At 59.1% G+C, this 14,080-nt stretch carries 11 protein-coding genes; 6 read left to right on the top strand and 5 right to left on the bottom strand.

All coding sequences use genetic code 11. The features are described 5' to 3' along the window. Positions 1 to 58: 58 nt before the first annotated feature. The 4 genes from V3330_RS09140 to V3330_RS09125 all read right to left on the bottom strand — a co-directional run bounded on the left by V3330_RS09140 (position 59) and on the right by V3330_RS09125 (position 4,370). Positions 59 to 1,306, bottom strand: a complete 1,248-nt coding sequence (locus V3330_RS09140; RefSeq protein WP_354695107.1) for an NAD(P)/FAD-dependent oxidoreductase — start codon at positions 1,304 to 1,306, stop codon at positions 59 to 61. A gap of 61 nt (positions 1,307 to 1,367) precedes the next feature. After that, positions 1,368 to 2,372 carry a 4-hydroxyproline epimerase gene (locus V3330_RS09135; RefSeq protein WP_354695106.1) on the bottom strand — a complete coding sequence of 335 codons (1,005 nt, stop codon included), beginning with the start codon at positions 2,370 to 2,372 and terminating at the stop codon, positions 1,368 to 1,370. A gap of 77 nt (positions 2,373 to 2,449) precedes the next feature. Further along, on the bottom strand, positions 2,450 to 3,280 hold the full coding sequence (locus V3330_RS09130) for a pyrroline-5-carboxylate reductase (RefSeq protein WP_354695105.1): 831 nt from the start codon (positions 3,278 to 3,280) through the stop codon (positions 2,450 to 2,452). Between the two features lie 73 nt (positions 3,281 to 3,353). Next, positions 3,354 to 4,370, bottom strand: coding sequence for a proline racemase family protein (locus V3330_RS09125; protein WP_354695104.1), 1,017 nt, complete (start codon positions 4,368 to 4,370; stop codon positions 3,354 to 3,356). Positions 4,371 to 4,608: 238 nt separating this feature from the next. Here V3330_RS09125 and V3330_RS09120 point away from each other — a divergent pair, with 238 nt between their 5' ends. The 6 genes from V3330_RS09120 to lhpI all read left to right on the top strand — a co-directional run bounded on the left by V3330_RS09120 (position 4,609) and on the right by lhpI (position 12,833). Next, a complete protein-coding gene (locus V3330_RS09120; RefSeq protein ID WP_354695103.1) occupies positions 4,609 to 5,544 on the top strand; it encodes a formylglycine-generating enzyme family protein in 936 nt (311 codons plus the stop codon). 40 nt (positions 5,545 to 5,584) lie between these two features. Beyond that, the gene (locus V3330_RS09115) at positions 5,585 to 6,589 is read left to right on the top strand and encodes a 2,5-dihydroxypyridine 5,6-dioxygenase NicX family protein (RefSeq protein ID WP_354695102.1); all 1,005 of its coding nucleotides are present in this window, start codon (positions 5,585 to 5,587) and stop codon (positions 6,587 to 6,589) included. Next, entirely contained in the window at positions 6,586 to 7,839 is a 1,254-nt protein-coding gene (locus tag V3330_RS09110) for a metal-dependent hydrolase family protein (protein ID WP_354695101.1), read from the top strand. Before V3330_RS09115 ends, V3330_RS09110 begins: the two co-directional genes overlap by 4 nt. After that, on the top strand, positions 7,839 to 9,098 hold the full coding sequence (locus tag V3330_RS09105; RefSeq protein WP_354695100.1) for an MFS transporter: 1,260 nt from the start codon (positions 7,839 to 7,841) through the stop codon (positions 9,096 to 9,098). Before V3330_RS09110 ends, V3330_RS09105 begins: the two co-directional genes overlap by 1 nt. Positions 9,099 to 9,560: 462 nt before the next feature. Then, the gene (locus V3330_RS09100; RefSeq protein WP_354695099.1) at positions 9,561 to 11,807 is read left to right on the top strand and encodes a TonB-dependent receptor; all 2,247 of its coding nucleotides are present in this window, start codon (positions 9,561 to 9,563) and stop codon (positions 11,805 to 11,807) included. A 45-nt stretch (positions 11,808 to 11,852) separates the two neighbouring features. Beyond that, positions 11,853 to 12,833, top strand: coding sequence for a bifunctional Delta(1)-pyrroline-2-carboxylate/Delta(1)-piperideine-2-carboxylate reductase (lhpI, locus tag V3330_RS09095; protein WP_354695098.1), 981 nt, complete (start codon positions 11,853 to 11,855; stop codon positions 12,831 to 12,833). Positions 12,834 to 12,842: 9 nt separating this feature from the next. Here lhpI and V3330_RS09090 read toward each other — a convergent pair whose 3' ends face one another. Further along, positions 12,843 to 13,889, bottom strand: a complete 1,047-nt coding sequence (locus V3330_RS09090) for a Gfo/Idh/MocA family protein (protein WP_354695097.1) — start codon at positions 13,887 to 13,889, stop codon at positions 12,843 to 12,845. Positions 13,890 to 14,080 lie beyond the last annotated feature (191 nt).

Genomic DNA, 14,080 nt, shown 5'->3' with positions numbered 1-14,080 from the left:
GTTCCGGCCGGCTGCATGCACAAATCTACAGCCGGTACGTGCCATTCGCGAGCTTTCGTCAAAACCGGTTCACCGTGAAGGGACTCGGGTCGATGGTGCATTCACGGTCCATCAGCATATCGGTGATCAGTTGTGCCGAAATCGCTGCCTGGGTCAGTCCCAGATGTGCGTGACCGAAGGATGCAAACACGCGCGGGGCGGATTCGAGCCGGTCGATGACCGGCAGGTAATCCGGAAGGGTGGGTCGGCACCCCATCCATTGCGAACTGCTGTTCAAAATCAGTTCCGGAAAAACGTGCTTCGCCTGGTGAAACAGCATGGAGGCACGCTGCATGGTTGGCGGATCCTCGGGGTGAGCGAATTCAGCGGTTCCGGCAAGCCGGACCCCGGTTTCCGTCGGGGTCATGATGAACTGCCGCTCGTGCAGGGTGACGGGCAGTCCCAAATCCATACCGGGCTCGGACAGAATCAGGTGGTAGCCGCGTTCCGCGATCAGGGGGACCCGGTATCCGAGTGGCTTCAGAAGCCGTGCGCTGTGGACCCCGCAGGCGATCACCACGCTACCAGCGGTAAGCGTCTGATCTGCACCGACAACGTCGACGGAGCCGTCGCTCCGGGGCGACAGGGTGTGTACCTCCTCGCGCAGGAAACCGACCTGTCGGTCCAGGCAGGCGTTGTAAACCTCCTTGAGAAACCGAAAGGGGTCATGGCAATGCGCGGTATGGGGGAAGTACAGTCCGGTATAGCTTCGGCGTGGAAGATCGGGAAGCAGTTCCGATACTTCGCTGGATCCCAGCAGCCGGGATTCGACCTCATGGTCCAGCAGGTTTCGGTGCAATGTTTCCAGCTCCGATCCGCCCCTGGGCGTTTCGGCCAGTTGCAGTGTTCCCGGTGTCAGCAGCAGGTGTTGGGATCCGATTTCCTCCAGCAGCGCCCTCCAGGCTGGCAATGCCTGTTCGTTCAAAGCAGCCAGCGCGCGACTCCCGTGCCGGAACGCCTGCTCGCGGCAGGCACGCAGGTAACGGATGCCCCACGGCAGAACGTGCTGGATGCTGGAGAGCCTGAATGTGAGCGGACTGTCGCGCGACAGCAGGTAACGGGGCAGACTGCGCAGATTGTCGGGATTGGCGATGGGGAAGATCTGCTCGGTGGCGAAATGCGCGGCATTTCCGTAAGAGCATTCCATTCCGGGTTCGCCACGATCGACCAGTAACACTTCCCGGCCGGCTTTTCTGAGCTCCCACGCGATCGTGATGCCAATAATGCCGCTGCCGACGATGACGACATCATGGGTTGTCCGGGTCACTGGATGATTCCTCCGCCCGCCAGGTGGGCTCTGAGCGTTACGTGATTAACCGCATGGCCCACTAGGTCAACTGGAACCCGTGAACGTAGGGGTCGCGATCGTCAGCGAAAATCTGGTTCAATCCAGTGACTCTGGCCCAACCCTGAATGCTCGGACGAATAGCCGGATAGGGCCCCACTTGATCGAGAGATTCTATGCGCCCGACGAACTGGCTGCCGATGATGCTCTCGTGAGTGAACGGTTCGTCCGCGGCCAGTTGGCCGCGGGCGTGCAATTGGGCCATTCTTGCGCTCGTCCCGGTTCCGCAGGGAGATCGGTCGATCGCGCGGTCGCCGTAAAACACCGCGTTACGAGCGGTGGAGCCATCCCTTTGTGGCCGTCCGGTCCACATCACGTGACTGACTCCGCGAACGGTTGGATCGTCGGGGTGAACACACTCGATTTTCGCGTTGATGCGCTCCCGCACGACGGGGCTCAGCCTCAGTATGTCACCGGCCGACAGACTCTCGAGGCCGGCAAAATTGTCCTGCGGATCGATGATGGCGTAGTAGTTTCCGCCGTAGGCCACGTCGAGCCGGATCGGCCCCAGTTCGGGACACTCGATTTCGACGTCCGTCTCAGCGAGGTAACTGGCCACGTTATGAATCCGCACGGATTCGATGGTGTCCCCGTCGCGATCAAACTGCGCGATCACCTGACCGGCCGGAACATCGAGAGTCAACTGACCCGGTTCCCTGGGCGTGGACACCAGTCCGTGCTCGAGTATGGCGGTCACCGTCCCGATGGTGCCGTGACCGCACATGGGCAGGCAGCCGCTGGTTTCGATGAACAGCAGGCTCATATCGGCATTCGGGCTGATGGGGGGGTACAGAATACTTCCCGACATGATGTCGTGGCCCCGTGGTTCGAACATCAGACTGCGTCGTATCCAGTCATGGTGAGCGACGAAATCCTGGCGCCGTTCGCTCATGCTGGAGCCCTGCAATTGGGGGCCGCCGGCGACGACGACACGTACCGGGTTACCGCAGGTATGAGCATCTATGCAGAAAAAGGTCTTGCGGGCCACGACTTTCCTCCTCTTGATTCGGTCAGGCTGGGGGCGGCTATTGCCAGGTTGCAATCAATAACATGGATGCGCCCGGGTTACCCGGCTGACGTGCCAGCGGACTTCCGTGACCCTGATTCCAGGCCATCCTCGAGGTCTGCCCGGCCTTCCAGACGGTCCAGAATGAGCGAGAGTCCGTCGGCAGGCAGATTCAGCCAGTTTGCGGCGCGTAGCTCGCGCAGTAGCTGTTCATTCAGGCCGCCGCGGGTTGCATGTTCAATCGCCATCTCCCCGAATCCCTCTCCGTGCACCGAAAGTGCGGTATCGGACAAGGAGTGGAACAGCGCCCCCACGTAGGCATCGGCCTGCGCCGGTGCGATGCCGTGCCGCCTGAGCCACTCCGAGGTGCTGTCGAGCAGGCCGAAGAATGGCGCCATCATTGCCGTTACGGCCCAGAATGCACTCAATTGCGCTTCGGATTCGGCGGCGACGAGGGTCCCTATCGGATCGAAAAAAGTTCGCAGTTCCGGGTCATCGGGATAAAGTATCACCGGGCCGAGCCCGCGCTCCACGGATGGAATGGGCCCCATGCGGAAAACCCGGGAAGCCGGGGCCACCATCGAGCGGACTTCATCAACAGAGTACGTTGCAATAAAGCTGATCACGGTTGTGCTTTCCGGAAAGGACAGTTCGGCCAGGACATCAGTGGCGATCTGTGGCCTGACCGCTATGCAGACGATATCGCATTGATCAATCACGCCCTGGTTGTCCGGTGCGACCTCGACTTCCTGAAAACTCGACGCCAGGAGGGCGGCGCGGTCCGGGCTGCGCGGTGAAACGACGACGCGAAAAGGCACGTCCCCGCCTCTCAGCAGTCCGGTGACAACCGCGGTGGTAATGGTTCCCGTGCCGATGAATCCGATTTTCATTTCTGGGTTTCCGTATTGTCCTTAGTTAGTGGCGGGCCCTGAGTGTTGGCCATGTGGAGCTGCATCGCGCCCATCATGCGGGTCCGACCCGATAGCCCATTTGCAGAGGGTCGTCCGGCGCCATGACGAAATGATGATAACCGGTGATCCAGGCGGTGCCTGTGATGCGTGGGGTGACGAAGGTCGTGCCGCCCCGTTGCTCGGCCCGAACCGCTTCCCCGTGCATGCAAGTGCCCAGCGGCCCTTCGAACGCCCGGGTTTCGCCAAGTCCGATCTCGCCCCTGTCGTGCAGTAATGCCACGCGCGCACTGGTTCCGGTTCCGCAGGGCGACCGGTCGAGCGAGCCCGGTGGGCAGAGGATGGTCTGCTTGTAGTCTCCCTGCGATGTCTTGCTGGAGGTGAACAGCACCTGGTAGCACGTGTTGATGTCCGGCCTTTCCGGATGAACGGTTTCGATCTGATCCGCCACGGCTTCCCGGATCCTGATCGAGAAGTCGATCAGTTGCTGGTCGTTCTGCAGCGACAGGTCCAGATCCAGGCTGTCGGCGTCGACGATGACGTAGAAATCCCCGCCATAAGCAATGTCGACGGAAATCCGGCCCAGATCCGGCACATCGAGTGAGGCGTCGGAGCACAGCGTGAAACTCTCCACGTTCTCAAAGCTCACGGCACCCACCTGGCCGTCCCGGACCGAAACTTCGCACGTCACCAGGCCCGCCGGAGTGTCGAAGCGTACCGTGGTGACGGGTTCGACCACCGGGACCATGCCCTCGGACACCACGGTCATCGCCGTTCCGATAATGCAGTGCCCGCACATGGGGACGTACTCGCGCTGTTCCATGATGATGACCGAAAAGTCAGCGGAGTCCGTTTCCGGCGGCAACAGAAGTACGGAACACATGAGCCCCGATCCCCGGGGCTCGAAGTTCAGCATGCGGCGCAGGCCGTCGTCATGATCCCTGAGCCAGGCACGCTTTTCGAGCAGCGTATTTCCGGGAGGCACGGGAACGCCACCCACGATCACGCGGGTGGGATTGCCCTCGGTGTGTGAGTCGACGGTGCGGACGGATCGAGTGTGATATGTGCTCATCTGAATAGTTCCTGTAAGCAGGCGAGTCCCGCTGTACGGTAATTGGGTTCAACAAATGTATAAAATATAATATCTAGTTCGAGATTAACAGGTGTCCTGTGAGTTCTTGTTCAGGGGCCATACGCAATTCAGTGGTTGATTAAAAATCAAGATTGGATAAAATATACACTATAGCGGCATGGGCGGCTTTCCTGCTTCATGCCATCAGAACACAACTGGAAATGGGTAAGGAGTGGATGTGCAGGAATCAGGGTCGTTTTCAGAAATCGCGGGTGATCTTCGGGCCCGGTTGCTGGAGGGCATGAGCGACAATCGCTTGACGCCGCGGCAACGCCAGCAAATGGGCAACGCGCTCGCCATGATCGGGGATCCGAGGTTCCGTGAGGATCGCTGGTTTCTGCCCGACGAGCCGGATCTTGGCTTTGTTCATATCCCCGAAGGTCCTTGTGCATTGGGCGAGAACGCGGACGAGGTGTTTCTTCCCGGTTTTTATATTGCGCGATTCCAGACAACCGTGGCCCAGTTCCGCGCCTTTGTAACGGATGCCGAATTCAGCCCCGGCAACCCTGAATGCCTTCGCGGGGTAGACAACCATCCGGTGCCGTGGGTTAACTGGTTCGAAGCGCTTGCGTATACAAAGTGGCTGGGTAACAGGCTGCAGGAACTGGCCAAAGAGCATCCGGGTGGAGATTCGGCGGAGAGCCGGGCCTTGTGGGCTGGTCTCGCGGACGGTTCGTTGCAGTGCAGCCTGCCGTCGGAAGCCGAATGGCAGAAAGCGGCCGTGGGTGATTCGGGATGGGCCTACCCGTGGGGCGATGATATCGATACCACGCGTTGCAACTACAAGGAAAGTGAGCTCGATTCCACCGTGGCGGTCGGGACATTTCCCGAAGGGGCCAGCCCCTACGGCGTGCTCGACATGTCCGGCAACGCCTGGGACTGGCAGCGAACCGTGTGGGGACCAAGTCTGGAGGAGCCGCTGTACGATTGGCCTTACAAGGCCGAAGACGGTCGCGAAAACATCGATGCCCCTTCCGATCTGCTCCGTTGCATGCGGGGAGGTGGTTTCCCGGTGGAGGCGGCGCGGGCGAGCAGCCGGTATCGTGATGCCGTCAAGCCCGAGGATCGTGATGATGCCGACAGTTTCCGGGTAGTGCTGACGCCCCGCAGATGAACCGGCCACAGAAGTCCAAATTAACTGGAGAGAATGAACAATGCGTAGTTTGAGATGGGGTGAATTCGGAAATGCGGCTGTACGCCAGATGGCCAACGTGCAGCCCGGCGAAACTTTGCTGGTGCTGGCGGACACCTGGACGGATATGGATGTCGCCGAGGCGTGTCTGGTGGCGGGGCTGAATGCCGGCGCCGACGCGCAACTGCTCGTCATCCCGCGCATGGACCCTACCGACACCACTGAGTTCAATGAATCCATAACGGGAGCACTGGTCGGCGCGGACGTGATCCTGGGTGTGTGTCCCACCATGTTCATGGAGAAGGACGCAGTCCGGGTGGCGCGCGAGAACGGCGCCCGTGTCACCGCGACCGATGTCATCGGCATGGAAGACTTCGCGCTTGAAGGCATTACCGGCGTGGACTATCAGCGGATGAACGAGATCGCGGAACGGATCGGTGAGATCTGGATCAAGACCCGGCATTGCAAAGTCACTTCCCCAGCCGGAACCGACATCGAATTCAGTCTGCTCGATCGGCCGATCGACATTGGCAACGGCATGGTTTCAAAACCCGGGGAATCCAACTTCTTCCCCGGAATATCCGTGGCCAACGCGCCCATCGAGAGCACGATCAACGGCACTCTGGTTGTTGATGGAAACATCCCGCCAGGTCGCCTCGTGCGTTCGCCGGTGACAGTGCGCATCGAGAACGGTGTAATCGCAGAGATCACGGGTGGGGCGGATGCGGCCGCGCTGCGGTCGCATTTCGAGCGGACGGGCGATCCCATTGCCACCCATCTGTGCCACTTCACTCTCGGTCTCAACCCCCGGGCCCGGACGTCCGGGAGTATTCACCAGGACGAGCATGTTCTCGGCGCGATCACCTTTGGATTCGGTGAGCAGGACCCGGGGTTCGGTGGGGATGTTCCGCCTTGCGGGGTGCACTGCGATCTGGTGCTGACCACGGGAACGATTGAATGCGACGGTCAAATTCTCTGCAAAGATAATGAACTCAATGCAGATCTGGGACTGGGAGGGCTTTCGTGAAAACCCTGTTGACCAACTGCTCGGTAATCGATTGCACGGGAGCGGCCACGAAAAAAGACGTGACGGTGGTCGTTGACGGAAACCAAATCGAGGAACTGCGGCCGGGCTCCGTTGAAGTGCCGGAATCGGGAGCCAGCGCGGTACCTTATGCCCCGGTAGGAACCCATGACGATACGCGTGTCATCGATCTGCAGGGCGGATACCTGTTGCCCGGCTTCTGGGAGGTGCACACGCACCTGGGGGACTTGATTCCGGACCCGCACAATTACCTGGAAACAGAATCGCTGAACGATTACGTCATACGTGCCGGACGCAATGCGATGGACGCCCTGCGCTCCGGCATCACCGGAATTCGCTGTGTTGGCGATGATGGATTTTCCGACGTCGCCTGGAAGCGAGCTTTCAACAAGGGTGTGATGATGGGTCCCCGGCTATTCGTCTGCACAAAAGGCATTTCCATAACGGGAGGGCACGGACATGGCACCTTGGGGGCGCTGGAAGTGGATGGTCCCATGGAGATGCGCAAAGCGGTGCGGGACAACATCAAGCACGGCGCGGATCAGATCAAGCTGATGGTCACGGGCGGCATCATGACCGAAGGCGAGGGTATGGACGAGTCCCAGTTCCTGCTGGATGAGATTCAGGCGGCTTCAGAGGTCGCCAGACAAAAAGGCATCAAACTCGTCGTTCACACCTGGGGCGCGAAGGGTGTGAAAACGGCGTTGCGCGGCGGAGCCAATTCAATCGAACACGGGCTGCTCGACGCCGAGGCCATCGAGATGCTGCTGGACAAGGAGGCCTTTTATGTCCCCACCATCTGCGCCACTCAGGATGTGGACTTCATCAACGAGCTGCCTGAATACCAGATCGAAAAGGCCCTGGGAGCCGCGACCGCTCATCGGGAAGGGCTGTTGATGGCGGTCGAGGCGGGCGTGAAGATCGCGCTGGGAAGTGATTCGACACCGACCAACGAATTCAACAAGCGTGAGTTCGAATTCATGGTCAAGGTAGGAATCAGCCCCATGGATACCCTGATCGCGGGCACGCGAACGTCCGCGGATCTGTGTGGTGTTGCTCACGATCTCGGCACCGTCGAGTCGGGGAAACTTGCTGATTTGGTTGTGCTCGGCTCTGATCCTCTGGCTGATATTTCAGCGGTTCGGGATGTGCGGCTGGTCATGAAGGATGGGCATCTGGTCAATCTTCAGCCCCAGGAAGGCGTCGTAGATTACTTCGAGCTTTATTGTTAGTGGGTGAGCTGCTCGCAAGAGTTTTCTCCTCTTTTCGGGAAGTCCGATTTCGTTACCTGTGGCTATCCATCGCCATGAATGGGTATTCAAATACCCTGAGTCTGGTTGCCTTGAGCTGGATGGCTCTGGAATTCACGGGATCACCCCTCGGGGTGGGATTGGTTATCGCCTCGCGAACCATTCCCAAACTGGTGCTGAGTCTGCCGCTCGGCATGCTGTCAGATCGGATGGACAGACGGTTGCTCATTCAGATGACCAACTATGCGGGGGCCGCCACCGCCGCGGCGGCAGTGGTAATCAGTATTGCCGGCGGGGTGAACATATACGTGGTTCTGGTGCTCGCGGTGTGCGTGGGCGCGTTCGATGCGGCGCAGACCACGTTCTGCAAGGCCTATGTGATCGACCTCGTGGGACGGGACGAGGCAGTCAATGGCATGACCATGGAAATGCTGGCCAACCGGGTATTCGGCATTATTGGCGGATTCACTTCAGGATTTCTGCTGCAGTCTCTTGGCGGGATGGCTACCTTCATCGCGATGGGTGTGGCGTACTTTCTGAGCGCTGCCATTCTGCACGCCATACCCAGATTCTGTCTGGATGGCTCGCGCCGGCATGATGAGGAAGGTCTGGTGGAAGACAGCCGCCTGCCTGACTGGCAGATCATTACCGGCCTTCTGCGTAACCCCATCGTACTGATCTTCGCCAGCATCGCCCTGCTGGCGGAGGTGTTCGCGTGCTCCAGTGATGTGCTGCTGCCCTCGTTCGCTCGGGATATCCACCAGGTCGGCGAGGTGGGGTTGGGAACCCTGTTTGCCCTGAGCAATACAGGTGGAGTCATCGCGTTGTTGGTTATGGCCGCCTTCGCGACGCGAATCGATTCGGAGAAGATGCTGCTCGTCTCCGCGGCCATGTTCGGTTTGAGTCTGGTGCTGTTCTCGCTTGCACCTGTGTTTGCCATCGCTGCTGTCGTGATCATTTTAGTCGGAATGGCATGGTCGCTCGTCGATGTTCTCCTGCCTACCGTACTTCAATGTGGTGTTCGGGATTGCGACCGTGGTGCCGTGGTCGGTATTTGGAATCTGAGTCGTGGCTTTGGGCCGTTGGGGCAACTCGAGATCGGGTATCTGGCGAGTACCGTGGGCGTGGCCTTTACCCAAACCATCAACGGTACGATCTTCCTTGTTTCCACCTTGTTTCTCGCATTCCTGTACTACAGGAACCGGAGTCTTGCGCGCGTTCCCGGGGCGCTCGCATCCTGAACGTCACGGCGTGGTGCTATTACCCGCTGCCCTGTTCCAGGGCGAACCGATTTCCCTGTGTCAACACGGACGCCTTCGGCGGTTATTGGTCGCACGGCATATTGCGCTGCCCGGGGCGTTCCTCGATCGCAGCTCACCACTAACGCATGCCTGGGCGTTTGGTTCGAATCGATATGTGTTCCCATCCGCTTTTATTTTGCGAACTGAATGGTCTTGAGACTTGAATGAATATTTTATACAATATAAATTAATGGCTCGATGCCCAAGTTATTGGCTCGATACCCAAGCAAGAGAGTTGACCGGTCCAATTCTCCCGACCAGGCAGGAATGAATATGAGCTCAGCTACATTTCGTTCGACCGCAAAATTCGCATCGCCGCTTGTTACTCTCCTGGCGATTCTCGCAATGTGGGATACGGCAGCCGCCCAGCAAGATCCCACTGCAGTTCTGGAAGAAGTCTATGTGACGGCCACAAGACGCGCCGAGTCACTGAGCAAGGTGCCGCTGGCCATCTCCGCCGTCGGTCAGCAGGACATCGAAGAGTTCGGCTACACCAACATGGAGAGCTTCTATCGGTCCGTGCCTTCGGTCAGTCTTCTGGACGGTGGTGCGCAGCAGAAGCAGATGATCATCAGGGGGGTGACGGTTCAGGCTTCGGCGGAAGCCAAGGCCGCCACCGGCATCTATGTCGATGAAACACTCGTATCCGGAAATTTCAGCAATCTCGATCCCCGGATTTTCGACATGCAGCGGGTCGAAGTGCTACGGGGGCCGCAGGGAACCCTGTTCGGTGGCGGTTCCATTGCCGGTTCGGTCCGCTACATTACGAACAAACCCAACCCGAATGAGTTCGAGGCCAATTTCGCGGCGGATATCAATAACTCCAAGGATGCGGACACGGGTTATTCTGTCGATGCCATGGTTAATGTCCCGCTGATCGAAAACACTCTGGGATTGCGCTTCGTGGCGTTCCATTCGGACAATCCGGGCATTTATCAGAACAGCCAGTTCGACCTCGACGACCAGGCCTCCTACGATCAGACAGGTGGGCGCGTGTCCCTGAGGTGGACGCCCACCGATACGTTCACCTTGACCGGGATGTACCTGACGGACAACAGCGATCAGGATGGCTGGAGCCGCGCCCACGGCGAAGATTGGCGTGCGCTCGACCAGGTGAACCTGATACCGGAGAAACTATCCGCGGATGCAGAGGTACTTTCGCTGACCGCGGAATGGGATGTCGGCTGGGTAACCATCACGTCTGTTACATCGCAGTTGAATATCGAGTCTGACTACCGCAAGGACTTTTCCTTCTTCGGGTTTGACGAATACTGGGAGCCGCTTCGATTCGGAACCCAGGGGTTCTTCGACGATTCATCGTTTACGCAGGAACTGCGTTTCGTATCGGACCCGGAGCAATTCGAAAAAGTCGACTGGATCGCCGGTCTCTATTATGCGGACCGGGAAAACCGGGAGGACTTCAGGGATTGCTTCTCGATCGACGAGGACGGATTCGACTCCATTGCCGTCAATTATGCGAATGCGGGACCCCGGTTTGCGGATGCGGTTCCGGGCCAGGATCTGGTCTATCCCTATCCCGCCAATCATGAAGATATCTTCGCGTCCGGTACCGAGTTCGGCCCGCAGGACAGTGTGGCCGAAGGGGTCTATCCTTCCTGTCTGTACCGGGAGCATGAGCGGCTGCCGTACGACGAGCTGGCGTTTTACGGCGAGCTCAGTTATCACTTTACCGACCGCCTGACGGGAACGATCGGGTATCGCCATACCGAGGAATCGAAATCAGGCCTGCTCAAAGCCCAGATCGCTGATTTCGGACCCGAGGTGTTCAATGAGGTGGAAGAGTCTCCCGAATTTGATGAGACTCATGACAACTTCATGTTCAATCTGTCATTCGATATGACTGAAACGACAACGCTGTATGCCCGGGCGGCTGAGGGATTCCGCGTCGCTTCCGGCTCGGCCGGTGCGAACTTCAGCCCGGGTTGTGAAGCGGAAGTGCTCGATCAACTGGGCTTCATTCCCGGTGGCGTCAAATCAGACAGCCTGTGGGCCTATGAAGCGGGTCTGAAGTTCCGCTCCGAGGACGGCCGGCTGAGCCTCAACGCGGGCGTGTTCCGCAACGATTGGTCGGACATTCAGGTGGAGGTCATCATTGACTCGGGCACCGACAACTGCAACCTGTTCGTCGCGCTGAACCAGAATGTCGGCGAGGCGACGGGTAACGGTGTCGAGTTCGACGTGGCGTGGTTGGTGACGGACCAGGTCGAATTGTCCTTCTCCGGTTCCTACGTTGATTTCACGCTGGATGAAGACGTACCCTTTCTGAACGCGGCCGAGGGCGACCGCCTGCCCAGCCACCCCGACCTCAGCCTGCACGGCTCGGCGGTCTACAACTTTCCGCTGTCCGGTCAATGGACCGGTTTTGTTCGTGCGGAAGTCTCCTATACCGGCGAAATTCTCGGAAACTTCAATACCGATCCGACCCTGGATCGTCCTTCCGCCGGAGAATACACGCTCGCCAACGTTCGGGCCGGCGTCAGCAATGACAGGTGGGAAGTGGCGTTATATGTGAACAACCTGTTCGACAAACACGCCACCAGCTTCCAGTACATCGACTGGACCGAGCGCCTGGAATCGCTGGTCGTGCGGCCGTTGACGGTAGGCATGTCCGTGCGCACCACGTTTTAACCTGACGGAGTCGTCCGACACGAAGATGCCAACAACGGTTATGAAATGGGCCGCACTCCGGACGGATTACCGGCTTCCGGCGCCCTGATGAAAGTCATCAGTGCCAATGAGGTCAATGGCTCGCTGAGCTATCCGGCCCTGATCGACACCATCGAACAGGCGTTCGCCGGTCCATTCACCATGCCTCCGCGGACTGTTTTCCCGCTGGACGAACATGCCTCGGGACATGAGGCCTTCGCGCTGCTTCCTGCGTGGACGGATCGTTTTATCGGCGTCAAGGCGTTTACGTATTTCCCGGACAATCCGGCGCCGGACTACCGGTCCCTTTACTCCAAGATCCTGCTGTTCGAACGTGCCCATGGCATTCCGCTGGCACTGGTGGACGGCACCAGTGTCACTTATTGGCGGACGGCCGCTGTATCCGCTCTCGCGTCGCGTTTTCTTTCGCGGGACGATTCAAAAACCCTGCTGCTGGTGGGTACCGGCAACTTGGCACCTTACCTGGTCGCCGCGCACGCCAGTGTGCGCCCCCTGGAGCAGGTACTCGTGTGGGGTCGCGACTCGTCGAAGGCGGATTCGCTGGTACATCGTCTGTGCGCCCGGCATCCGGACTTGCAAGTGCAAGTCGCCCCGTCGGTCGAAACGGCCTGTCAGCGGGCCGATATCGTTGTCTGTGCGACGGGTTCGCCCGAACCTCTGGTGGAGGGTGCCTGGATCCGGGAAGGCAGCCACACGGACTTTATCGGCAATCACCATGCGACCAAGCGCGAATGCGATACCGCACTCGTGCTCCGGTCCCGTGTCTATGTCGACAGCCGGGAGAACTGCCTGCGCGAGGCAGGTGAAATTCTCGTTCCCATTGCGGAAGGCGTGTTCAGCGAGGATCGCATTGCAGGCCAGCTTGCCGACCTCTGTGCCGGCAACGCTCCCCTTCGGGAAGACCCGAAGGAGATCACGCTGTTCAAATCCGTCGGCTCCGCGCTCAGTGATCTGGTCGCGGCGGGGCTGGCTTACGACGCATCGTAACGTCCGGCGTCAGGGGTTTCTCACCTCGACGATGTGTCCTTTGTCGGACGACTCGTAAATCGCCAGGATGATCTCCTCGGATTTCAGAGCTTCCTCGCCGGTGACCATCGAGGTGCGTTTCTCGCGATGAGCATCGATGATCTCCTGGAGGTTGGCGCGATGCCGCTCCATCGGGAACAGGTAGGGATCGGTCGTATCCCGGAACCGGAAGCCCTCGGGCGCGTCGATTTTCTGCGGGTCGCCTTCCACCTCCCACAAGTAGAGTTCATCGTATTCACCGTTGAAGATCGCGCTGCCTTTGGTGCCGTGAATCTCGATGCGTGACTTCATGGCGGGCTGGAAGCAGGTGGAACTGACGATGACGCCGGTGGCGCCGCTTTCGAATGTCAGCATGGCGTTCGCCAGGTCTTCCACTTCAATGTCGTGGTATGCCGTACGGCAGTTGGCGAACACGGATTTCACTGGCCCCGCGATCCACTGCATCAGATCGATCAGGTGGGTGGTCTGGGTGGTGAGCGTCCCACCGCCTTCGAATTCGCGGGTGCCGCGCCAGGCATCGTCCCGGTAGTAGGAGACCTCGCGAAACGCCTTGTCGTACGCATCGACCTGAAGAATCTCGCCGAACAGGCCGCTGGCCACCGCATCCTTCACTTTCCTGGCGGCCTCGCCGAATCGCATCTGGTAGATGATGGACAGCGAAACATCGTGCTCGCGGCATGCATCGATGATGCTATGCGCTTTGTCGCGGGTGATTTCGAGAGGCTTTTCGACGATGACGTTCTTGCCGGCCCTGGCCAGCGGAATGGCGTGCTGGGCGTGTGTGCCGTTGGGTGTGCAGACCACGACGAAGTCCAGGTCGGGGTCGGCGCAGAATTCGTCAAAATCGTCATACCAGTTGCGTGCGCCGTATTTGTCGGCAAACGCTTTGGCTTTCTCCGCCTTGCGGCCGTAGCACGCGACGAATTCGACATCATCCATTTCCGCGAACTGGGTCGCGTGGGTCACGCCACCCATGCCAATTCCCACCAACCCGAAACCGTACTTCGTTTTAGACATTTCAATTTTCCTCAGCTGTCCAGACCATAGTGTGCCGGCGCATGGGCGCCTGCTGCCAGCGGCTTCGCCCCATCCGCAGTTGATGCCGAAAGATGAAGTTGAATCGCGAAAGCAGCGATCGTTCAGTTTGCCCGTGCGCTGCAATGATGATATATTTTATACAATATTAATTTCGTGTCAATTCGGTTCGG

This window comes from Elongatibacter sediminis (assembly GCF_037892215.1).
In the GTDB taxonomy this organism is placed as follows: domain Bacteria; phylum Pseudomonadota; class Gammaproteobacteria; order Xanthomonadales; family SZUA-36; genus Elongatibacter; species Elongatibacter sediminis.
This window is presented reverse-complemented; position numbering and strand designations above follow the sequence as displayed.

Bases quoted from the DNA above. Each gene is read 5' to 3' on its own strand.
- lhpI (WP_354695098.1), top strand. From the start codon at position 11,853: ATGGGCCGCACTCCGGACGGATTACCGGCTTCCGGCGCCCTGATGAAA.
- V3330_RS09090 (WP_354695097.1), bottom strand. From the start codon at position 13,889: ATGTCTAAAACGAAGTACGGTTTCGGGTTGGTGGGAATTGGCATGGGT.
- V3330_RS09115 (WP_354695102.1), top strand. From the start codon at position 5,585: ATGCGTAGTTTGAGATGGGGTGAATTCGGAAATGCGGCTGTACGCCAG.
- V3330_RS09125 (WP_354695104.1), bottom strand. From the start codon at position 4,370: ATGAGCACATATCACACTCGATCCGTCCGCACCGTCGACTCACACACC.
- V3330_RS09130 (WP_354695105.1), bottom strand. From the start codon at position 3,280: ATGAAAATCGGATTCATCGGCACGGGAACCATTACCACCGCGGTTGTC.